General features: G+C 46.6%; 13 protein-coding genes. 9 read left to right on the top strand and 4 right to left on the bottom strand.

The window, feature by feature from the left end:
• Positions 1 to 108 precede the first annotated feature (108 nt).
• Positions 109 to 3,450, bottom strand: a complete 3,342-nt coding sequence (locus JGK39_RS03305; RefSeq protein ID WP_293295761.1) for an EAL domain-containing protein — start codon at positions 3,448 to 3,450, stop codon at positions 109 to 111.
• 341 nt (positions 3,451 to 3,791) lie between these two features.
• On the opposite strand from JGK39_RS03305, the gene JGK39_RS03300 reads away from it, so the two are divergent.
• The 5 genes from JGK39_RS03300 (at position 3,792) to JGK39_RS03280 (ending at position 11,295) form a co-directional block, all read left to right on the top strand.
• Entirely contained in the window at positions 3,792 to 4,370 is a 579-nt protein-coding gene (locus tag JGK39_RS03300; protein WP_293246246.1) for a hypothetical protein, read from the top strand.
• A 505-nt stretch (positions 4,371 to 4,875) separates the two neighbouring features.
• Complete coding sequence (locus tag JGK39_RS03295) at positions 4,876 to 5,913, top strand: M20/M25/M40 family metallo-hydrolase (protein WP_293246249.1); 1,038 nt, start codon at positions 4,876 to 4,878, stop codon at positions 5,911 to 5,913.
• Positions 5,914 to 6,138: 225 nt separating this feature from the next.
• On the top strand, positions 6,139 to 8,040 hold the full coding sequence (locus JGK39_RS03290; RefSeq protein WP_293246252.1) for an ABC-ATPase domain-containing protein: 1,902 nt from the start codon (positions 6,139 to 6,141) through the stop codon (positions 8,038 to 8,040).
• A 193-nt stretch (positions 8,041 to 8,233) separates the two neighbouring features.
• Positions 8,234 to 10,591, top strand: a complete 2,358-nt coding sequence (locus JGK39_RS03285) for an FHA domain-containing protein (RefSeq protein ID WP_293246255.1) — start codon at positions 8,234 to 8,236, stop codon at positions 10,589 to 10,591.
• Positions 10,592 to 10,791: 200 nt separating this feature from the next.
• Positions 10,792 to 11,295 carry an EVE domain-containing protein gene (locus tag JGK39_RS03280; protein ID WP_293246258.1) on the top strand — a complete coding sequence of 168 codons (504 nt, stop codon included), beginning with the start codon at positions 10,792 to 10,794 and terminating at the stop codon, positions 11,293 to 11,295.
• A gap of 242 nt (positions 11,296 to 11,537) precedes the next feature.
• Here JGK39_RS03280 and JGK39_RS03275 read toward each other — a convergent pair whose 3' ends face one another.
• Together JGK39_RS03275 and JGK39_RS03270 are read right to left on the bottom strand one after the other, a co-directional pair.
• Positions 11,538 to 12,578, bottom strand: coding sequence for a glucokinase (locus JGK39_RS03275; RefSeq protein WP_293246261.1), 1,041 nt, complete (start codon positions 12,576 to 12,578; stop codon positions 11,538 to 11,540).
• 35 nt (positions 12,579 to 12,613) lie between these two features.
• Positions 12,614 to 14,674, bottom strand: coding sequence for an amylo-alpha-1,6-glucosidase (locus JGK39_RS03270; RefSeq protein ID WP_293246264.1), 2,061 nt, complete (start codon positions 14,672 to 14,674; stop codon positions 12,614 to 12,616).
• Positions 14,675 to 14,994: 320 nt separating this feature from the next.
• Here JGK39_RS03270 and treZ point away from each other — a divergent pair, with 320 nt between their 5' ends.
• From treZ to JGK39_RS03255, 3 genes are all read left to right on the top strand, one after another.
• On the top strand, positions 14,995 to 16,821 hold the full coding sequence (gene treZ, locus JGK39_RS03265; RefSeq protein ID WP_293246267.1) for a malto-oligosyltrehalose trehalohydrolase: 1,827 nt from the start codon (positions 14,995 to 14,997) through the stop codon (positions 16,819 to 16,821).
• Between the two features lie 312 nt (positions 16,822 to 17,133).
• Positions 17,134 to 19,926 (top strand): malto-oligosyltrehalose synthase, encoded by a 2,793-nt coding sequence (gene treY / locus JGK39_RS03260; protein ID WP_293246305.1) that lies wholly within the window; start codon positions 17,134 to 17,136, stop codon positions 19,924 to 19,926.
• A 146-nt stretch (positions 19,927 to 20,072) separates the two neighbouring features.
• Positions 20,073 to 20,564 (top strand): tetratricopeptide repeat protein, encoded by a 492-nt coding sequence (locus tag JGK39_RS03255; protein ID WP_293246308.1) that lies wholly within the window; start codon positions 20,073 to 20,075, stop codon positions 20,562 to 20,564.
• A gap of 42 nt (positions 20,565 to 20,606) precedes the next feature.
• Here the strand turns inward: JGK39_RS03255 and JGK39_RS03250 are convergent, their stop codons facing one another.
• Positions 20,607 to 21,194: a hypothetical protein gene (locus JGK39_RS03250; protein WP_293246270.1), complete on the bottom strand. Its 588-nt coding sequence runs from the start codon at positions 21,192 to 21,194 to the stop codon at positions 20,607 to 20,609.
• Between the two features lie 139 nt (positions 21,195 to 21,333).
• On the opposite strand from JGK39_RS03250, the gene JGK39_RS03245 reads away from it, so the two are divergent.
• A complete protein-coding gene (locus tag JGK39_RS03245; RefSeq protein WP_293246285.1) occupies positions 21,334 to 22,899 on the top strand; it encodes an NAD(P)/FAD-dependent oxidoreductase in 1,566 nt (521 codons plus the stop codon).
• Positions 22,900 to 23,030: the final 131 nt, after the last annotated feature.

Raw genomic sequence — 23,030 nt, 5'->3', positions numbered from 1 at the left:
TGGAAAGTAAGTTTTCGCTGGTTGATTTGAATCATGACACTCTCCTTTGAATCAACTGTTTTGAGAGCTTTTTGGATCTTAAAGCACGATCGCCCTCACCGATAAGTATCATGCAATTTTCACTTTCCTCAACAGAGAATTTACCAACAGTTTGCTCGCATCCCCAGCCGAGAGCGCCTTGCTAAAATAGTGGCCCTGAATTTCGTGACAGTGGAGCGATCGCAAACAATCCAACTGCTCTTTAGTTTCTACTCCTTCAGCCACCACGCTCAAGTTCAAATCTCGCCCCAGCGTCGCTACAGCATTCGCGATCGCCCGTTCGCACGGATCCGTCGTCAGTTCGCTGACAAAAGATTTGTCTATTTTTAAGATATTCAAGGGAAACTTTTTGAGATAATTTAGAGAACAATAACCCGTGCCGAAATCGTCCAGCGCAATCTGCACTCCCATACTCTGCAAATCTCTCAGAACTTTTGTGGTATAATCCACATCTTGCATAGCTGTAGTCTCAGTAATTTCTAACTCTAAATACTTCGGTGCTAAACCCGTTTTTTCCAAACAGTTCGCCACCATTTGCACTAAATTAAATTGCTGGAACTGCCGCGCCGAAAAATTGACTGCTACCCGCAGATCGGGTTGCAAAGCATCCTGCCAAGCTTTATTTTGAGCGCAGGCAGTTTGCAGCACCCATTCGCCAATAGGGACAATTAATCCGTTCTCTTCGGCGATCGGAACAAATGTCGCCGGAGAAACTAAACCTAATTCTGGATGCTGCCAGCGCAGCAGGGCTTCCATCCCCTGGATTTTCCAAGTAGTAATGTTGACTTTTGGCTGGTAAAAAATCTCAAATTCTCCGCGTTCTAGAGCCTCGTGCAACCTGTTTTCTATATTTAGCAACTGGCTGCCTTCGGGATTAATTGTTGCAGTGTATAATTGATAATTATTTCTTCCCCTTTCTTTCGCGCGGTACAAGGCAGCATCGGCATTTTTGACTAAAGTTTCGGCATCTTCGCCGTCGTTGGGATAAACGGCAATGCCGATGCTGCTGCTGATGTGAAACGGCTGTCCTTCTAGTTTAAATGCTGGCTTTAAATTGTCGAGTATTCTTTGAGCTGTTTTAACTGCATCTTCCAAGCAATTGATTTCGGGAATCAGCACGGTAAATTCGTCGCCTCCCCAGCGGGCTACCGTATCCGTCGATCGCAAAGTGTCGCTGATGCGTCCGGCAAAACCTTCTAACAGGCGATCGCCCGCAGCGTGACCTAGTGTATCATTAATCTTTTTGAACCTGTCTAAGTCTAAAAACATCACAGCCAGCATTTTTTTATTTTTTTTAGCTTGTATTAATGACGCCAACAGGCGATCGTTAAACAGTATCCGGTTCGGCAAACCAGTCAGTTGGTCGTAAACAGCTTGATAGCGAATAATTTCTTCAGCTTGCTTGCGCTGAGTGATGTCCATCATAGTGCCAATCGCCCGCACAGCTTCACCGCTGGCATTGCGGATGATGTAACCGCGATCGAGCACAAAAACATATCCCCCATCTGCGCGGCGAAAGCTGTATTCCTCCGACCAACATTGAGCATCTGAATTCATTGTTTCGTTGAAGCTAGACTTAACTCTTTCCCGTTCTTCGGGATGAACATTTAGCCACCACGATTCTAATTCTATCGTCTGAGTTTCGTTGAGTTTGTATCCAAAAACTTTTTCAAACTCTTCGCTCAACCAATACTCATTTCTTGACAAATTTAAATCCCAAACTGCATCATTTGTTGCCCGCGTCAGCAGGTGAAAGCGTTCTTCACTTTTGCGGAGTTTTTCTTCAGATTGCCATCGTTCCGTCACATCTCGAAAGCTGAACACTCGACCAGTAATTTTGCCTCCCGTCTGCTGCGGTAGCGAGTAGCGTTCGATAATTCTGCCATCTTTAAACTCGATAATATCGAAACTTTCTGCTGCGGGGATATCGGACAATTCTTTAGCACGGTTGAGAAAGATTTCCGGGTATTTTAACTGGCTGATTCCAAACCCCAAAATTTGGTTGCTATCTCTCGAATCTAGCAGAAAATCTGGCAACTGCCACATTTGGGCAAACTTGCGGTTAAAGCTGACAACTTTTCCGCCGCCGTCCACCGCCAGAATGCCGTCAGCAGTAGATTCAATGGTTGCTTGAAGCAAAGAAAGAGATGTTTCTAGTTCTAACTCTGCTAATTTGCGATCGCTAATGTCAAAAGCTGTGACTAATATTGACGCTTTTCTCTCAAATTTGATAATATCAACAGTGGCTTCAATCCAGCGTGTGTCTCCGGTTTTCGTGATAATTCTAACTTCATATTTTGAGCCTGCACTGTCTCGCGGCTGGCGGGATTTACCCCATTGCTTAACTGTCGATCGAAAATCTGGATGAATAAAATCGTATAAATCCAATCCTAGCAATTCTTCGCGAGTATATCCAGTTAAAGCTTCTGTCTGAGAATTGACATAGCGCAACTGTCGGCGCTGATAGATAAATGCAGCAGCATTAACAGTTTCTACCAGTTGCCGAAACTTTTTTTCACTGCGCCGCAAATCTCTTTCAGCCCGCTTGCTATCGGTAATATCTTGTGCTACATACAACTTGCCGCTCACGTCGCCTTTGCCGTCGCGAATAGTTGAAATAGAAAGCAGTACAATTATTCTTTTACCCTGTTTGGAAAGGTAGACTTTTTCCACGTTGCGGACAGAACCTTCGGCTGTTAATTTTGCTGATTCTAATCCGGCAGCCGGTGATTCAGTTTCTTTGAAAAGTCCAGCTATTTGTTTGCCTAACAACTCTTTTTTAGAGTATCCTAAAAGTTGACAGGTAGCTTGGTTTGACGACAGGATATGACCGCCGGGAGTTGTAGCAACGATCGAGACGCTCATTTCCTCGCAAATATCGAGGGCGTATTCCGCAGTTTGCTGCAAATCTTGGGTCATGTTGGCAATAGTATCTCCGATATCTTGTTCTTTTTTTGGACGCAACACTTTTTCGGCTTCTGGTAGCTTTTCTTTCTCTGTTTCAGAGGGAGATTTCCCCATCGCCTTGGATAAGATACTTACTGTGTTCGTCCTGATTAATAACGAGATTGCTACAAAAATAAAAGCCAGATAATAACAGATTATTTCCAGACTAAAACTACGCTCCTTTTGATAATTTTCCGAAGAGTGTATAAAATTGTTGCTCGGTGGATGTACCGATTCTCTTTGGGATAAATTATCTACAAATAAGTCGGCGGTTGCCGAAGTAGTGGGGCGAGATGACGCTCCCAAATAGCTAAGTTTCTCAGGCTCCACCAAAATTGCTTCCACACCGCGATTGTCGGTTGTACTCCCTGTAATTGCCGACAATTTTATTGAATCAATGCAACATTCAACCCCAAAAATAGCAGCAGTCAAAGATGCCAAAATCAATTGATACGTAATTTTCATTTGCTGGAGTTCCTGATTTTAAAAAGATGCCTTCCTGTATCAATAAATATGAATGCTTTGAGCATATCTGTAGCCGGTACCGAAAACAAGCACCTGAATTTATGTTGCTTTTGTAAATAGAAAATCTCAAAAGTAAGAATTTATCCCCGTAACTAATTATAATTTTAATCTTAATTTAAAATCTGTCATCGGCCATTGTGCCACAAACTATCCGCCATTATGCCTAGACATGGGCTGGGAGCGCGCTAAAATTAGATAATTTCCGCACAGAGGCGGCCGGGATTTGTTATAAAAACAAACAATTAGCTTAAAATCGATGCAGAGATCCAGGAATTGAACCAATGAGTCAGACGATCCCAGAACTCCAAACAGAAGTCCGCGCGCTCGAAGCAGAAGTTACCACTCTGCAAGAGGCGCGGGAAAAACTTTGCGTACAGCGCTCAGAGTGCCGAGTGACAGTCAGTTTTCCCAAGAATAATACTCCTGAGGCCCTTGCCGAGTTCCACCAGCAAAATGCTGCTTTTGGGGAGCAGTGGTTGCAACAAATCCAGGAGATTGAGCGAGAAACTCAAATTATTGAAAAGCAACTCGAACAAAAACAGGCGGTACTCAATTACAAACAAGGTGAACTAGACAAATTGCTAGCGGGACAGCACTGGCAAAAAGTAGAAAATGACGTTCAAACCGGGGAAAAGCGCTTGCAAGCACAAGCTCGCAGAATTAACCAAGCAGCAGCGCAACTTGAGGCAGAAATCCAAGCTTTAAAAGCACTGTACGATTTGCTCAATCCCAGTTATTCGGAGTGGTTTCAACAACCTACTCAAATTGTTGAATTTTCAGCAACAACTATTCCTTACGCTGTGGGTGGCAGCAGCGGGTTGATATTGGCTAACAAGGAGATTGAGTTGGAGAAGAAATAGTTGTGAGTTGTGAATTTGGCACGTAAATTAGTAGGGTAGAATGTCGCCGTTGAATTGCCGAATAAGCAAGACACATTCAAGGGCGACATTTAAAGGTTTTTACCGGAGTTTTTAGGTCAAAAAATCACCGACTGGTATTGACCTTTGAATTTCAAAGGTGGTACCCGCCAGGGACTTGCATCCGTGGAATCAATCCCAAATCTTCAACGCTCATCCTTGCGTTTCCCGGATTGCATCTGTGGGGTCAATCCCAAATCTAAAATCTAAAATCTAAAATCGAATGACAGCGCTAAGGTTCGCATCGAAGGCTAGAAACCCGGTTTCTACGAGTTTTGCGGACAAAAACAAGAAATATAAAAAGAAACCGGGTTTCTGAGTTCAGCGTCCGATGACGAACCTAATGTTAAGAGCTTTGAGTTTCATTTTTTGAAACAGGATTATTTTTCACTATGGTGTCAAGTAAAATCAAAAATATAACTGTCTAAAATATCAAATAGACTTACTGATGAAACAATTGATTTGGATAGCGCTATTTATTCTGGTTGCGTTGGCGGCTGCGGGTTGGGGTTCTGACTCGTGGCAGCGGTTTTCGGCTGTACCGGCAGTTTCGATCGATCGCACTATCCACACTTCCCAAAACCCGTCTCCCTCACCTCTGACTGCTGAAAAGGATGCAGTCAATGCACCAAAAATTGACGCATCCCGGTTGTGGAAACACGCCGAAACGTTAGCAGGAGAACGGGTGGAAGAACGATATCGCACTTTCACGAGAGACTACATTTCGCAACAACTAAAAACCTTCGGATTTTCGCCCAAATTGCAGGAATTCGATCGCGGAATCAACGTCTTCGCCGAGAGAAAAGGTACTGATTCAAAGGCTGGGGCAATTCTCGTTGCTGCACACTACGATACTGTACCGCAATCGCCCGGGGCTGACGACAATGCTACGGGAGTTGCAGCAGTTTTAGAAGTAGCGAGATTGCTGGGCTCTCGTCCTACGCTTCGGACATTGCAAGTGGCATTTTTCGATCGGGAAGAAATCGGGCTTTTAGGCAGTTTAGCATTCGCGGGTAGCGAGGTGCGGTTAAAAAATTTGCAAGGCGCGATCGTCCTGGATATGATCGGTTATGCGTGCCGCACGCCTGGGTGCCAGCAATATCCCGAAGGGTTGACAGCGCAACCTTTTCTAGAAGCATCGGGGGTAACATCTCCCGACAAAGGCGAGTTTATCGCTGTGATTGGGGATGCGGAACATCCGCTGCTGTTGAGAACTTTTGCGGAGTCGGGAAACACCGATTTACCACCAGTAGTGGCGCTACCTGTGCCCTTGAAAGGGGTGCTGACTCCCGATGTTTTGCGGAGCGACCACGCGCCTTTCTGGTATAAAGGAGTTGGTGCTGTTTTGGTGACGGATACTGCAAATTTGCGATCGCCCCACTACCACCAGTCTACCGATACACTCGCAAATATCGATCGACCTTTTTTCACCGGTTCTGCCCAAATTGTTGTCAATGCCGCAGCTAAACTATTGGAAATTCGGTAATGGGTAATTGGTAATGGGTAATGGGTAATGGGTAATGGGTAATGGGTAATGGGTAATGGGTAATTGGTAATTGGTAATTGGTAATTGGTAATTGGTAATGGGTAATTGGTAATTGGTAATTGGTAATTGGTAATGGGTAATTGGTAATTGGTAATTGGTAATTGGTAATTATGTAAGGTGTTCTTTCCTTCTTCCTTCTTCCTTCTTCCTTCTTCCTTACAAGAAATGACTAACAAAGAAAACCTGAAACAGCATTTACTGCAACTAGACAATCGAAGCTACAAAGCCTACAAAGACATTCAAGGCAGCTATGATTTTCCCGAATTCACATTAATCATTGATTACGTCCAGGGAGATCCGTTTGCTTCTCCCAGTAAATTTAGAGTCAAAGTTCCGCCAAACATTGCTCGAATTCCCCGCGAACTTTTCCAATCTCGCAGTCGAGAAATAGCCCTGGGAGATTACCTAACTCGCCAGTTTGACAAAGCGGCCTACAGCACTAGCAGCAAGCGCGGCAGTGGTAAAAGCGGTACGATCGCAGTGACTCGCTTCGGACAAGAAGTTTTAGAACGAACTTCAGCATTTATTACCCCCCCACCCCCCCCAACCCCCTCTTACCAAGGGGGGGAGAAAATCTCTATATCCCCCCCTTACCAAGGGGGGGACTTAGGGGGGGTTGAAATCCGATTTTCCGTCGGACTTCCGGCGGGGGGACGAAGTATTTTAGGGCGACAAGCTGCTGAAATGCTGTGCGAAGATATCCCGCGCATTGTCAGCCAATCTCTGAAATATTCTAACTTAAATGCTGCGGAATGTCGCCGTCATGTTGAAACGGTAGAAGATGCTGATTGGCTGCGGCAGCAGTTAGCTGAAAACGGATTAGTTGCGTTTGTTGCTGACGGTGCTATTTTGCCGCGCCGCAGCGGTGTTGACAACCGTCCTCTGTTAAATGATGCTGTGGCTTTTGTGTCGCCGCCGTCGTTAAAGGTTGAGTTTAATTGTCCGAATCGCGGTTTAATTTCCGGGATGGGAATTCCCGCTGGCATTACTTTGATTGTTGGGGGTGGCTATCACGGTAAATCAACTTTACTCAGGGCGATCGAGTTGGGAGTTTATAACCGAATTCCGGGTGATGGTAGGGAATTTGTGGTGACAAGTCCGGCGGCAGTAAAAATTCGGGCGGAAGATGGCAGAAGTGTTGCGGGTGTGGATATTTCGCCTTTTATCAATCATTTGCCGCAAGGTAGAGATACTGTACAATTTTATACTGCAAATGCGAGCGGCAGTACGTCGCAAGCTGCTAATATTATTGAGGCTTTGGAAGTTGGGAGAAATGCGAAGGAAGAGGGAAGAAGGAAGAGGGAAGAAGGAAGAGGGAAGAGGGGGGAATCTCGATCTTTTGTGATGGAGAGACAATTAGTCGCGGATTGTGAAGAGGATTTAGTACCTGTTTTGTTGGTGGATGAGGATAGGGCGGCGACTAATTTTATGATTCGCGATCGCAGAATGCAGGAACTGATCGCTAAGGATAAGGAACCGATTACGCCGTTTATCGATAAAGTTAAACAGTTGTACGCGGATTGTGGCGTATCGACTATTTTAGTCATGGGCGGAAGCGGCGATTATTTTGATGTGGCGGATACTGTGATTTCCATGGATAATTTTGCAGCATATGATGTGACGGAAAAAGCTAAAGAAATAGCAAATAATTACTCGATTAGCCGGGCTGCTGAAGGGGGAGAAAGTTTTGGTGAGATTACTCACAGAGTCCCGGTTCCTGCTAGTTTAGATCCGAGTCGGGGACGGCGAGATGTGCGGGTGAAGGTGCGGGATGTTGATGAATTGGCTTTCGGAATTGAGGATATTGATTTGGGCGCTGTTGAGCAAATTGTTGACAGCGGACAGTTGCGGGCGATCGCCTCGGCAATGGTTTATGCTAAGCAGCAGTACATGGACGGGAAACGCACTTTGTCGGAAATTATCGATTTGGTGATGGCAGATATTGACGCGCAGGGAATGGATATTTTATCCTCTTTTCCTGAGGGGGATTTTGCGATGTTTCGCCGCTTTGAATTGGCGGCGGCTATTAATCGGCTTCGCAGTTTGTCGGTTGTTGCCAAAAGGTGATATGATTCTCGCTTTTAGGGCGAAATGTAGGGGTAACGCGCCCATGGCGCATCCGACATTTAAATAGGGTAAGGTGCGCAATGCGCACCCTACGTTTAGATGTTTTGCATAAGTTATAAAATAAATAAGTAGATTGTTGCCTTACTTTTGATATGCTGACAAATGTGATTGTAAAAAATGCGATTTAAATATAATGGGTAATATAGGACAACCGACTGCTGTCAGCGATCGCCCTTATTTAGTATTAATCAGTCAAGGGCACACTTTACAGTTGGAGTTAAAACAGTCGCAGCACATCTTGGGGCGCGATCGCACTCGTGCTGATTTGCTTGTTCCCGAGCCCTGGCGCGCTGTTTCCGGGGTTCACGCCCTGTTGCGCCAAATTGGCCAAAATTACTGGATTTACGACGGTGACGGCCAGCAGCCGAGCACTAATGGCTTATTTGTCGATCGCACTCGCATCACTCCCAATGACGGTTATTGTCTCAAAAACGGTACAGAAATTAAAATAGGTCTCGATCCTAAAAATCAAGTTTTGGTGACTTATTTTAATCCCCTGGCGAGTCAAATCTTTCCCCCCAACAAACAGTCAATTCCCCTCAGCAATCGATCGGTTTTGTTGGGCCGCGATCCAAATGCTTCGCTGCAATTGGATGCGCCGCTGGTTTCGAGGCGCCACGCGACAATCGATGCTGACAGTCGCGGCAATTATATTTTACGAGATCACAGCGTTAATGGCGTTTTTGTCAACGGTCAGCGCATCACAAATTCTGTACAGTTGGCTGAGGGAGATGCAATTCGGATCGGCCCGTTTACTCTAACTTACCGCAATCATACGTTAGAGGTGCAAGACCGAGGCAATCAAATTCGCTTGGATGCTGACAGTCTGGTGATTCCCAAGCGTTTGGATCGTATCACTTTGGCGATCGAACCGGGGCAGTTTGTGGCTTTAGTCGGTGGTAGCGGTGCGGGAAAATCTACTTTAATGCGGACGCTTTTAGGCATCGAGAAAACTACTGAAGGCGCTGTGTTTCTCAACGGCGACAACCTGCGCGAAAACTTCAATATTTATCGCAATCAAATTGGTTACGTACCTCAAGATGATATTGTGCACGCAGATTTGACAGTAGAAGAAGTTTTGAGTTATGCAGCTAAATTGCGCTTACCTCCCGATACAGATGTTCAGCAGGTAGTTACAAAAACTTTAGAAGATATTGAAATGACTCACCGCCGTACTGCTTTTGTAAAACAGCTTAGCGGCGGACAGCGCAAACGGGTTAGCATTGGAGTTGAACTGTTAGCAGATCCGAAACTTTTCTTTTTGGACGAACCGACTTCTGGGCTCGATCCGGGTTTGGACAAGAAGATGATGCAACTGCTGCGAAAGTTGGCAAGTCAAGGCCGCACGGTGATTCTGGTGACTCACGCGACGGCGAATATCACGATGTGCGATCGTATTGTATTTATGGGCCGCGGCGGACGGCTTTGTTACTTCGGCCCGCCTGCGGAAGCGCTCGATTTTTTCGATGTCAAAACCGGAGATTTTGCCGACATTTACAACGAATTAGAAACAGGAGAAACCAACGTTCAAAGCTGGGCACAAAAGTTCAATAAATCTCCCTACTATCAGCGCTATATTGTCAACCACTTCAGCACCGGCAACGCCAATGGCAAAAAATCAGCCGCGCCTTCTAAGCCAAAATCTGCATCTTTTGTCAAACAACTTGTTTTGCTCGCCCAGCGCTATTTTAAACTCGTTTCTCGCGATATAGTTAACTTAAGTTTAGCTCTATTAACTGCTCCGATCGGGATTAGTTTGCTGCGGCTGGCCGTCCGAGATAAAGACCCGTTAATTGGCGCACCGGAGCCAACTTTAGCACCTTTAGCAATGCGAGTTTTGTTTGTATTTACCTGCGCGGCTATTTGGGTGGGACTGGCAACTTCCCTGCAAGAAATTGTCAAGGAATCTGCTATTTATTTGCGCGAACGTTTGGTGAATTTAGGATTGTTTGCTTATTTAGGTTCAAAATTTGTCATACTTTCCGGCTTGGCCGTATTGCAAACTCTATTGATGGTAGGAGTTATTCTGATTGCTTTCAAATCCCCGGAACCGAGTTTGATTTCCTGGCCGGTGGGAGCAGCTATTACCACTTTTTTGACTTTGATGAGCTGCATCAGTCTCGGATTGCTGGTTTCGGCGATCGTCAAAAATGGCTCTCAAGCTAACAGTGCTTTACCTCTAATATTGCTACCTCAGATTATCTTTTCTGGGGTGTTGTTTAGGATGGAAGGTGTGGCGAGCAAGTTTTCTTGGTTGATGTTAAGTCGTTGGTCTGTGGGCGCTTACGGCTCTTTAGTTAATGTAAATTCCCTGGTTCCCGCGCCTACGACTTTGCCAGATGGGAGTACACTTCCTCAGCCGTTTGAACCCACTCCTGTTTACGATCCAACTTGGGAGAACTTGAGTTTAAATTGGGGGATTTTGTGCGTGCATATTTTCGTGTATTTAATGTTGACTCTGTGGTTGCAGAAGCGGAAAGATATTTTATAGTCATTAGTCATTAGTCATTAGTCATTAGTCATTAGTCAGCAGTAAAATTACTGATTACCGATTACCGATTATATTATGTCCGGTCAATCAATTACGAGTACAGTGCGAGCTTGAAGCTCCCACTACACAATAATTATCAGCGATTACCCGGACAGGATATTACCGATTACCAATTACCAATTACCAATTCCTAATTGCACATGAATTATTGGCTGATGAAGTCGGAACCTGATGTTTATAGTATTGCGGATTTGAAATTAGATATTTTTTCTATTTGGGACGGTGTTCGCAACTATCAAGCGCGCAATTTTATGCGGCAAATGAGTTTGGGTGATTTAGTATTTTTTTACCATTCTAATACTAAAATTCCGGGAATTGTTGGATCGGCGCGCGTGGTTGAGACTGGGATTGCCGATCCGACTCAGTTTGATATGAATAGCGAGTATTATGATGCTAAATCGCAGTTTGATGCTCCTCGCTGGCAAACTGTGAGAGTTGAGTTTGTTGAGGAGTTTGTTAATTTAATATCTTTGGATGAACTGAAAGCAAAGTTTGGTGCTGATGAGCTTTTGGTGGTGAGGAAAGGTAATCGGCTGTCGGTGATGCCGGTGTCGGAAAATGCTGCCCAGAAGATTTTGAAGATGAGATACCCGGCGGTTGAAACCGCGGCTATACAAACAAAGTCCGCAGCAGAGGGGGACTGAAGAATAAATAATCTAAATTTACCGAATTTAGATACCCGGCGGTTGAAACCGCGGCTATACAAACAAAGTCCGGATGGTGCGCGGACTGAAGAATAAATAAGGTAAATTAACCGGATTTAGTATAATAGTAAATCCGGCTTAAATACCCCCTTTATCTCTTAGTCTGCGAAGGCAGACTTTGTTTGACAAGGAGCGGTTTCAACCGCCGAGTAATCAATGAGATAACTTCGACTTGAAATCTCCTAAAGACCGGCCGCACAAACTGCGGCTCCAATTAACCCGACATTGCCATTCAAAACCACCCGCACCGGCATCATTTCTAACAGCGAATCCATCCGACCTTTGTGCGTAAAAGCTCGCATAAAACTGCCTTCTAGAATCAGTGGCAAAATCTTCGCAGCGATGCCGCCGGCTATGTAGAAACCGCCGTAAGGTAGCAGGGACACAGCCATATTTCCGGCTACAGCGCCGTAAGCTTCTACAAACATTTGCATTGTTTGTTCCGAAAGCCGATCGCACTTGTTCAATGCCGCAGTCGCAATTATCGCACCCGGATCGACAGTCTTCTCGCTTTTACCAATTTCCGACTCCCATTTTCTAATCATTTCCCCCACCTCCGCTGATTCTGGAGCAAACTTGCGATCGCGCAAAAACTGGTAAATTGAAACAATACCTTGTCCCGAAACTACACGCTCGATCGATATTCTTTGAATGTCATGTTTTGCTAACAAATATTTCAGCAAATCAAACTCCAACTCCGAGCGAGGAGCAAAGTCACCGTGTCCCCCTTCAGAAGAAAAAACCCTGAGCCCATTTGCTTCGGGAATTGCAAAACAATTTCCCAAACCAGTACCCGCACCAATAACAGCAATTGGATCGTGCTGACTGGGTTTTCCTACTTGCAACGTGTGTAAATCTGTAGGTTCCAAGCCACACACGCCGTAACCAACTGCTACAAAATCATTAATTAAACTGACGCGGGAAATTCCTAATTCTTGTTCCAAACGATGAGCTTCCAGCAGCCAAGGCAAATTAGTCAGTTTGGCGCTGTTGTTGACTACCGGGCCGGCGATCGCAAAACAAGCTTTTTCCGGCTGCGGTGCCAAATCGAGTTTTGTAGCAGCTTCCGTCAAAAACTGCCGCACAATCGGCACTAAATCGGGAAACTCCCCGCTCGGATAGCGGAACTCGTAAAGAGCTTTCATTTCACCCTTAAGATTCCTTTCTACCAAGCGCAAAATTGTCTTAGTTCCGCCAATATCGCCCGCTAATAATAATGCCATAAACCTCTTATTCCACCCAACAGAACATTCCCCATTTAAACACCCACATTATTAATTGCCAACCAAGCCCGCAGCACCTCAGCCACAGTCCAAGCTTGAGCCGTGCAGCCCCGGGGCGAGTGCGGGGCGTCGCCCTCAAAAATTTCGCCGAGACTGCCAACTCCGCCGGCAGTTATATGATGTGACATCGGTTCCAGGAATTCGCGAGCTTGTGCTGGGTCTTTGTATACGTGCAAGTGCGCCAAGACGAAAGCGCCGATCGGCCAGCCCCAAACTGTGCCTTGGTGGTAGGCGCTGTCGCGCTGCAATTGGTCGCCTCCGTAGGTGCCGCGGTACTGCGGGTGCTGCGGCGAGAGGCTGCGGAGGCCGTGGGAAGTGAGAAGCCCCTGGGCGCAGGCGTCCACGACGGCGCGGCGCTGCACGGGCGTCAGTAAGGGTGTATAGCGGGTTTCCTGGCGCGTCCCCGCTGACAAGGAGTTGGCGGAGCGAGGAGGAATGGAGTTTAGGGGGAGGGAAACGGCGAATATCTGGTTTGGCCGCAGGGAAATGTCGTTGCCGTCGGGGCCGTCGAGAACGTCGTAGCAGTAGCTGGTTGAGTGGTTCCAGAAGCGATCGAATCCGGCGCAGGTGCGATCGCCCAACTGCTGGTATTGATTGTGAGATTTGCCCAATCTTCGAGCAAAACTTGCCATAGCTTGCACGGCATTGTACCAAAGCGCGCTGAGTTCGATCGGCTTACCGATCCGAGGAGTCACCACCCAACCGCCGATTTTCGCATCCATCCAAGTCAGTTGCACGCCGCTTTCTCCCGCGTAGAGCAAACCGTCGTCAGGATCGACGCGGATGTTATACCGAGTTCCCCGCACGTGCCAATCCACAATCTCACATAATGTCGGCCAGAGTTCGGTCAAAAGTTCCTCGTCCCCCGTGCAGTCGCAGTAAGCGCGAACAGCCTCAAAGTACCACAGCGTCGCGTCTGCGGTGTTGTATTCCGGCGCGCCCCCCGCATCCGGGAAGCGGTTCGGCAGCATTCCCCGATCGACATACCGCGCAAAAGTCCGCAAAATCGATCGCGCAATTTCCCACCGCCCAGTACAGATTGTGAGGCCGGGCAGGGCGATCGTCGTATCGCGCCCCCAGTCGCTAAACCAGGGATATCCGGCGATAATCGTTTTACCCTCCGGTTCCTCGGGTAGCGGGCGGTTGACAATAAATTGGTCGGCTGCTAGCACTAAGTGATTTATCCAGTCTGGAGATGCGATCGCTTTTGACCAGTTTTGCAGCAATTCTTCCTCGTAGGTGCGACGGACTTCTAAAGCTTTACCGCCGTTGAGTTCAGGATTTTTATCGGTACTCGCGATCAATGTGAGAGAACTTCCCGGTGCGATCGCAAAATGAAAAGTCGCCGCGTGCAAGTGATCCTCGCAGTATTCCAATCCCCGCCGCTTTTCTGCTTCGAGGTCAAATCCGTAGTACCAATTGTATAAGAGCGTAGAAACTCTAAATTTAGCCTCTGATGTGGCATCTGTCAGCAAATAAAGCGGCGTGGCGCCGGGAAATGCGGTAACACAAACACCATTTTTCAAGGTTTCTAAATTTATTTTCCAGTCGCCGGCGCTTGTCATGTGGTGGTAGTCGCGGTAGTTGACTAAGGCTTTGACTGCGATCGCGATCGGTTGTGAGGCGCGGCGGCTGCGGTATTGAATATACGTTGTGTTAGCCCCTTGCTGCATCCAAATCCGCTTTTCCAGGATCGCATCGGCGAGAGCATACCTCCACACAGGCGTTGTCCCTTCCAGGTGGAAGCTTTCGATGCAGTTGTAGCCGTGGGGTTCGATCGTACTATCGGCCCAGCGGTTGGTATAAAGCGGGTAGGCGCGATCGGCATACACCGCCGTCTCGTCCAGCTTCGCCAGCATCAAAGTGCGTGCCAGCGGGGGTTTGAGGGCTGCCACCAGCAGCCCGTGATAGCGGCGGGTGAGGAGATTTGCGATCGTCCCGCTAGCGTAACCCCCGATTCCGTTTGTCACCAACCACTCGCGAGACTCCGCCGAGTCAAGATTGCAGCAGATTTCCCGTCCAAAAGCAATAACCATAGAATACACGCTCGCGCTGATTTGCTATCTACCTTTAGATATATTTTAGACCTTATATAAAAAACCAGAAATATTAACTCTTGCAGTTGACCAAGAATGGCGATCGCTAAGGGTGCAGATTCATGGTCTAATTTATACATAACGAACCGCTACTTTTGCCCCAGCGATAATTCTAACCGTTACTCTGTCTGGAGTTAGTTGTTTGTAATTTTAAGTAATATTACCATCTACACAGGCGCTCTCACCTTAAGAACACAGCATTTGATTGCGTCCCAAGGGCGATCGGACAACAACCTATTTTATAAGGAGAACAACTCAAAGTGAAGATAGGAGCAAATTACCTCGGCAACAACCAATGTGAGTTTACAGTTTGGGCGCCCACCCTCAAACAAATAGCAGTCCAAATAGTTTCCCCAGAAAAACGCCTCATACCCCTGCAACAATCCGCAGAAGGTTACTGGCAAACCACAGCAACAGACATCCCACCCGGAACCCTTTACACCTACCAACTCGAAGGAAAAACCGACAGACCAGACCCCGCATCAAAATATCAACCCCAAGGCGTCCACACCCCCTCCCAAGTAATAGATGAAAGCGCCTTTACCTGGACAGACAAAAATTGGCAAGGCGTACCTTTACCAGAAATGGTCATCTACGAATTACACGTCGGCACATTCACCCAAGCCGGAACATTTGAAGCAATAATTACCCAACTCAAACAACTAAAAGAACTGGGAATCAACGCCATAGAAATCATGCCAATCGCCCAATTCCCCGGCGATCGAAACTGGGGATACGACGGCGTATATCCCTACGCCGTTCAAAACTCCTACGGCGGCCCCGAAGGCTTCAAAAAACTCATCAACGCCTGCCACAAACACGGCATCTCAGTAATACTCGATGTCGTTTACAACCACCTCGGCCCCGAAGGAAACTACCTCCGCGACTTCGGCCCCTACTTTACCTCAAAATACGGCTCAATTTGGGGAGACCCCCTCAACTTCGACGACGCCTACAGCGACGGCGTGCGTAACTACTTTATTCAAAACGCCCTCTACTGGTTTCGAGACTATCACATCGACGCCCTCAGATTAGATGCAATTCAAGCAATATTTGAAGTAGGTGCCCGACCATTTTTGCAAGAACTCTCCGATGCCACAGCCGAGATTTCCCAAGAAATCGGAAGGAAACTTTACTTAATCGCAGAAAGTGACTTAAACGATGTCCGCACAGTACGTCCCAAAGAACTCGGCGGTTTCGGATTAGACGCCCAGTGGTGCGACGATTTCCACCACGCACTGCACGCCTTGCTTACCGGAGAAAATGACCGCTACTACCAAGATTTCGGCAAGTGCGAACACCTAGAAAAATCCTTCAAAGAAAGCTTTGTTTACTCCGGCCAGTATGCCCCGCACAGAAAGCGAAAACACGGCAATTCTGTCAAAGATGAACCGGGCGAAAAATTCCTCGTATTTTCCCAAACCCACGACCAAATTGGCAACCGCATTTTAGGAGACCGACTCTCGCAAATAGTTGACTTTGAAGCACTCAAACTTGCAGCAGGTACGGTTTTTATTTCTCCCTACATTCCCTTCTTATTTATGGGAGAAGAATACGGAGAAACGGCGCCGTTTTTCTACTTTGTTTCCCACTCAGATCCTGACTTAATTGAAGCGATTCGCAAAGACAAGCAACAAGAATTTAAAGCTTTTGAAGACCCAGGCGAATTTCAAGACCCCCAAAGTCCAGAGAGTTTTCAAAAGTGCAAGTTAAACTGGGAAAAACAAACAGAAGGGAAACACAAAATTCTCTGGGAATGGCACCAACATTTGATTCAACTGCGGCGAACAATTCCCGCCCTGAAAAAACTCGACAAAAACAGTCTAGAAGTTTCCAGCATTGAAGCCGAAAAAATCTTATTTCTCCGTCGCTGGACAGATGACAGCCAAATATTCTGCATTCTAAACTTCAACAAGCAAGAGGTAGATTTTACGGCAGCACTTCCCCAAGGCAAGTGGAACAAAATTTTAGACTCTGCTGATGTAAAATGGATGGGTTCAGGTTCTAGCTTGCCTGAAAACATCAATTCTGAGCAAGAATTGACTGTTAAACCGCATAGTTTCGCACTCTACCAATTAATCAAATAGTTGGTTGGCTCGAGTAGGGTGCGTCAGCGGGGAAAGATTCTGGAGTAGATAGCTATTCTTGTGCCCGCTGACGCACCCTACCATCATCAACACTTTCCGATCCCCCTAACCCCCCTTAATAAGGGGGGACAAGAGTATCAAAGTCCCCCAATCTAAGGGGGATTTAGGGGGATCTAGACTATGCTAAAAGCGACATTTTTCTATGTTTTTAGGTGATTGTTGACAGTGGGCACTACCGCCAAATCCACTGACAATTTCTAATTTTCAGCAAAAAACCCGATCGACTAATCAATCAGGACTAAAATTAACATGATGAGAATTCCAACAACCACTTATCGGATTCAATTTCATGCAGGCTTTAACTTTGAATCCGCCAAACAAATCCTCAGCTATCTGGAAGAATTAGGAATTACAGACGTTTACGCCTCACCGATATTCAAAGCCAGAAAAGGCAGCAGTCACGGATACGATGTGGTTGACTCAAATCAGCTCAATCCTGAATTGGGAACCTCAGAAAACTTTGAAGCCCTCACCTACGAAATCAAGAAGCGGAACATGGGATGGCTGCAAGATATTGTCCCGAACCACATGGCTTACGACACTCAAAACTTGTTGCTGTTAGACGTATTGGAACACGGCCCGGATTCCGACTATTTCGATTACTTCGATATTGAATGGAATCACGCTTACGAACATCTCAGGGGTCGAGTGCTGGCTCCGCTGCTGGGCAATTTTTACGGCGAGTGTCTGGAAAATGGCGAGATTCAACTCAAATACAGCGAAATTGGGCTGACTATCAATTATTACAGCTTAAAACTGCCTGTAAGAATTGAATCTTATGCTAATTTTATCAGTCATAATTTGGGGCATTTAGGCAGGGAATTAGGCAGGCGCCATCCAGATTTTATCAAGTTTTTGGGGATTCTTTATCTAATTAAGAATACACCTTCTGAAACTAAAGGTAAAGCCAGATACGATCAGATAGCTTTTGTCAAAGGGCTGCTGTGGGAACTCTACAATCAAAATCCCATCGTCCAGGAATTTATCGAGGAAAATATCAATTTCTTTAACGGAGAAAAAGGTAATCCAGAAAGCTTTAATTTGTTAGATAGTTTACTATCGGAGCAATTTTATCGTCTCTCTTTCTGGAAAGTGGGGGCGGAAGAAATCAACTACCGCAGGTTTTTTACAGTCAACGAACTGATTTCGGTAAAAGTTGAAGAAATTAAAGTTTTCCACAAAAACCACGATCTGATCTTCGACATGGTGGAAGAGGGAAAGTTTACCGGATTGAGAATCGACCACATCGACGGACTTTACGATCCTACAGAATATTTGAAACGGCTCCGCGAGAGAGTTGGAGACACTTACATTACTGTGGAAAAGATTCTGGAACACGAGGAAGATTTGCCGTCCTATTGGCCGATTGAGGGAACCAGTGGCTACGACTTTTTGAACTACGTAAACGGCGTTTTTTGTCGGTGCGATCGCGAACAGCAATTTAGCGAAATCTATCAGAGATTTACTCGATTAAATGTTCCTTACGAACAGTTGTTTTTAGATAAAAAAGGGCTGATTGTTGAGAAGAATTTGGCGGGAGATGTAGACAATCTGGCTCAGCTTTTGAAGAATATTTCCGGTCAATCCCGACAGGGAAATGACTTTACTCGTCCGGGTTTGGAAAAAGCGCTGTCAGCAGTTTTGACGATTTTTCCAGTGTACCGAACTTACATAAATCAAGAGGGTTTGCGAGAGTCCGATCGCACTTACGTCAAATATGCGATCGCCCACGCCAAAGAATTAGTACCGCGACTCCTCAAAGAACTGAAATTTATCGAAACGGTGCTGTTGCTGGAAGAAGAAGAAACCCTCACAACCGAACAAAAAGAGCAGCGCCGGCACTTTGTGATGAAACTCCAGCAGTTGACAGGGCCTTTGATGGCTAAAGGTGTTGAAGACACGCTGTTATACGTCTACTATCGGCTTTTATCCCTCAACGAAGTCGGAGGAAACCCCAGTCAGTTTGGCGTTTCTCTGGCGGATTTTCACGAGTTCAACAAGCAGCAGCAAGCAGCTTGGCCGCACAAAATGAATGCTACAGCTACCCACGATACCAAACGCGGCGAAGATGTGCGAGCGAGACTTAATGTTTTGTCAGAAATTCCTGAGGAATGGGAACAACAAGTCAGGTCTTGGAGAGAGGTAAACTCTTCTAAAAAAGTTAACTTTGTCAATCGCATGGTTCCCGATACTAATGACGAATACTTCTTGTACCAAACTCTATTAGGCAGTTTTCCGTTTGAGGGAATTGAAAACACCGATTATGTTACTCGCGTCAAAGATTATGCGATAAAAGCTGTCCGCGAAGCTAAAGTTTATACAGCTTGGCTGAGACCTGACAACGACTACGAAACTGGGTTTATGACCTTTATCGATAGCGTTCTCGAACCTTCGGAACAAAATCAGTTTTTCAAGAAATTTCTACCTTTCTGGAAAAAAGTAGCTGATTACGGAATTTTCAATTCTTTATCTCAAACGCTGCTAAAAATTACGGCACCTGGGGTTCCCGACATTTATCAAGGCACGGAATTTTGGGATTTAAGCCACGTCGATCCGGACAACCGCCGTCCGGTAGATTTCGATCGCCGAATCGAGGTTTTGCGGGACATTAAACAGCAAGCTGAGACGGATATTTTGCAACTAATTGAAGATTTGATGGCGACGCGGGAAGATGCTAGAATTAAGTTGTTTTTGACGGCAAGAGTGCTAGAAGCTAGAAAAAAATACTTGGAAGTCTTTCAATCGGGCGACTATCGACCTTTGCAAGTAGCGGGCACGTTTAAAGATAATGTTGTTGCTTTTGCTCGCAGCTTTGAAGATACTACAGTTATTGTCATTGCTCCTCGGTTTTTGGCGGGAATTGTCAAACCCGAAGAAATGCCGATCGGCAAACAAGTCTGGAAAGATACTAAGCTGGAATTGTCGGATAAAATGCCGTCGGTTTGGAAGGATGCGATTACAAATCAGCCTGTTGAAAGTAACGGTACGCTGGCCATTGGTGATGCTCTCAGCTACTTTCCCGCAGCTTTGCTGATTAGTCAGTAGTCAGTTGACTGTTGACTGTTGACTGTTGACTGTTGACTGTTGTCAGCAGTCATTAGGCGAATTGGTTTTTTATAGCGACAGCGATAGGTTTAAACCTGTCGCTGTCGCTAATCAATTATGAAAAGTATGATCTGACTGTGCCGCTGATGGTGCAACCGAGTTGGGCGCAAAGTCAAAATTCACAGGTTGAAAAATTAAAGCAACTCATAGAACAAGCAAAGCAACAGGAAAGGCAAGGACAAGCGCGACAGGCAATAGAAACATGGCAGCAGATTCTAGCCATGGCGCGACAATTTAAACAGAGAGGAGGTGAAGCTATAGCACTCACTGCCATTGGTTTTAACTACGATCGCATCTCCCAACCGCAAGAAGCTTTGAAATACTTTAACCAAGCTTTACCAATTCTGTGGCAAGTGGGCGATCGCAGGGGGGAAGCTACTACTTTGAATAATATTGGTTTTAACTACGATCGCATCTCCCAACCGCAAGAAGCATTGAAATACTTTAACCAAGCTTTACCAATTCTGCGACAAGTGGGCGATCGCGCGGGGGAAGCTGCTACTTTGAGTAATATTGATGCAGTAAACAACAGAAGTCAAGCGCCAAGCAGAACAAATATCCCCCAAACTCCGAAATGAATAAAGTTATTTCCCTGCTATATTGCAGGCAATTAAGAACCGCTAAACTCTCCCCCACAAAGCCAATCCGCCGCCCCTTCCCCTAGCTGCAATTATCCCATCTTCTACTAGAAAATATGCAAAAAATGCCTGCTTCCCCACACTCAAATTAAAAAATTCCGCCTCCCGCGATTCACCACCGCGAATAAATCCTTGATACAGGCTTTTACCCAACAATTTTACCGTAATTCTGGTAAAATCAAATGCTAAAATATTCTGATTAACCAAAAATTTAGTCGGCCCGGAAAGAGTGAGTTCGATCGCCCCTACGAGCACCGAATTCTCCACTCTGCCTATTTCACTAGGCTTTTCGCCTTCAGCAACAGGTTCAACTGAGTAAGCAATTTGAATTTTCGCCACCCATTCAGGGATGTAACGTCCGGCGCCTAGCACAACTCCCGCTTTTTGTCGAGTCTTTTTTGTGCCGGTGATAAAGCACAAGCGCCAATTGCCGGTTAGTTGCTCGAAGGAATAGCGAATTTTATTTTTTTTGGCGTTTTTCTCAGCTTCTAGGAGGGCTGCGACTACGGCGGCGGATGATGGTTTAGGATGGGATTTTGCGGCTTGTTCTAGAATTGATATGTTTTCCATTTAACTAACAATAATATAGGAAGGTTCGTTTTCTATTGGATTTTTTTGAGGTAATGAACCGCAGAGGCCGCAGAGGGCGCAGAGGGAGAGGGAAAGAGAGGGGTTTGTAATAATATTAGGGGATGTAGCGGAGAAAAACATGGTTGCGATCGCCCCCACAGACACAGAAATTATCATTATCGGCAGCGGTATTGGCGGGTTGAGTTGCGGTGCAATGCTTGCCAGTTATGGCTTTGACGTGATTGTCTGCGAGAGTCATTCGATCGCGGGCGGGGCAGCCCACGGGTTCAAACGGGACGGATTTATCTTCGATTCCGGGCCATCTTTGTACTCAGGATTATCCTACAGCCCCTCAGCTAACCCGCTGCGACAAGTTCTCGATGCGATCGGCGAAAAACTCCCCTGCATCACCTACGATACTTGGGGTTGCTGTTTGCCTGAAGGCGATTTCGACACATCCGTAGGCGCGAGTCAATTTGGCGAAGTGCTTTTCAAACTGCGCGGTAGCGAAGCAGCAGCCGAATGGCAAAAACTCCAGGGGGTGATGGAACCCTACGCCAAAGCTGCGACAGCCTTACCCTCACTGGCTTTGCGCTTCGATTGGGGCAGTGTTTTTACCCTGGGCCAATTTGCACCGGCTTTCCTGCAAAGCGCTGGCGATGCGATCGCACTTGCAGGCCCTTTCAGCCGGATTATGGACAAAAATGTCAAAGATCCGTTTGTGAAAAATTGGCTGAATCTGTTGTGTTTCCTGCTGTCTGGACTTCCCGCCGACGGAACGATCGCAGCCGAAGTCGCTTTCATGTTTGCCGACTGGTATCGCCCCAATGCAGTTTTGGACTATCCGATCGGCGGTAGTGCAGCCCTCGTCGATGCCCTGGTACGCGGTTTAGAGCGCCGCGGGGGGCGGTTGTTGCTAAATTCCCACGTTGCAGAGGTTTTGGTGGAAAACAACCGGGCGGCGGGGGTGCGGCTGCGATCGGGCAAAATTATTCGATCGCGCAAAGCCCTAGTTTCCAACGCCTCGGTTTGGGATACGCTGAAACTTTTGCCGGAAAATTCTATCCCCAAACAATTTCGCCAACAGCGACAGGCGACTCCCGAATGCGATAGTTTTATGCACTTACATCTGGGAATTGATGCTGCGGGAGTGCGATCGGACTTGGCCTGTCACTACATCTTCGTCAAAGATTGGGAACTGGGAGTTTCCGCACCTCAGAACGTCGTTCTCGTGTCGATTCCCTCCCTCCTCGACCCCCACCTCGCACCGGACGGGAAGCACGTCATTCACGCCTACACGCCCGGTAACGAACCCTACGATTTGTGGCAAAAGCTCGATCGCACCAGCGAAGAATACAAACAGCAAAAGCAAGCGCGCGCCGAGGTAATGTGGCAAGCATTAGAGAGAATTATCCCCGATATTCGATGGCGCTGCGAAGTCACCTTAGTCGGGACGCCCCTAACCCACGAACGGTTTTTGCGGAGAAATCGGGGTTCCTACGGGCCGGGAATTCGCGCCGGTACCGGCTTGTTTCCCGGGCCGAGAACCCCTTTGAATGGGCTGTTTTGCTGCGGAGATTCCACGTTTCCGGGGATTGGTTTGCCGGCGGTTGCTGCTAGCGGGGCGATCGCAGCCAATACAATCGCACCCCTGCACAAACATTTAGAAATGCTGCGGAATCTCGGTCTAAAAATAGGTTCGTAGTGAGGACTTTAGTCCGCATCAGACAGGTTCGTAGTGAGGACTTTAGTCCCCATCAGATAGGTTCGCAGTGAGGACTTTAGTCCCCATCAGATAGGTTCGCAGTGAGGACTTTAGTCCCCATCAGATAGGTT

It is taken from the genome of Microcoleus sp. PH2017_12_PCY_D_A, assembly GCF_020738565.1.
Classification (GTDB): Bacteria; Cyanobacteriota; Cyanobacteriia; order Cyanobacteriales; family Microcoleaceae; genus Microcoleus.
This window is presented reverse-complemented; position numbering and strand designations above follow the sequence as displayed.

Excerpts from the sequence above, each read along its gene's own strand:
- JGK39_RS03270 (WP_293246264.1), bottom strand. The coding sequence starts at position 14,674 with ATGGTTATTGCTTTTGGACGGGAAATCTGCTGCAATCTTGACTCGGCG.
- JGK39_RS03280 (WP_293246258.1), top strand. The coding sequence starts at position 10,792 with ATGAATTATTGGCTGATGAAGTCGGAACCTGATGTTTATAGTATTGCG.
- JGK39_RS03300 (WP_293246246.1), top strand. The coding sequence starts at position 3,792 with ATGAGTCAGACGATCCCAGAACTCCAAACAGAAGTCCGCGCGCTCGAA.
- JGK39_RS03290 (WP_293246252.1), top strand. The coding sequence starts at position 6,139 with ATGACTAACAAAGAAAACCTGAAACAGCATTTACTGCAACTAGACAAT.
- JGK39_RS03255 (WP_293246308.1), top strand. The coding sequence starts at position 20,073 with ATGGTGCAACCGAGTTGGGCGCAAAGTCAAAATTCACAGGTTGAAAAA.
- JGK39_RS03275 (WP_293246261.1), bottom strand. The coding sequence starts at position 12,578 with ATGGCATTATTATTAGCGGGCGATATTGGCGGAACTAAGACAATTTTG.
- JGK39_RS03245 (WP_293246285.1), top strand. The coding sequence starts at position 21,334 with ATGGTTGCGATCGCCCCCACAGACACAGAAATTATCATTATCGGCAGC.
- JGK39_RS03305 (WP_293295761.1), bottom strand. The coding sequence starts at position 3,450 with ATGAAAATTACGTATCAATTGATTTTGGCATCTTTGACTGCTGCTATT.
- JGK39_RS03250 (WP_293246270.1), bottom strand. The coding sequence starts at position 21,194 with ATGGAAAACATATCAATTCTAGAACAAGCCGCAAAATCCCATCCTAAA.
- JGK39_RS03295 (WP_293246249.1), top strand. The coding sequence starts at position 4,876 with ATGAAACAATTGATTTGGATAGCGCTATTTATTCTGGTTGCGTTGGCG.
- treY (WP_293246305.1), top strand. The coding sequence starts at position 17,134 with ATGAGAATTCCAACAACCACTTATCGGATTCAATTTCATGCAGGCTTT.
- JGK39_RS03285 (WP_293246255.1), top strand. The coding sequence starts at position 8,234 with ATGGGTAATATAGGACAACCGACTGCTGTCAGCGATCGCCCTTATTTA.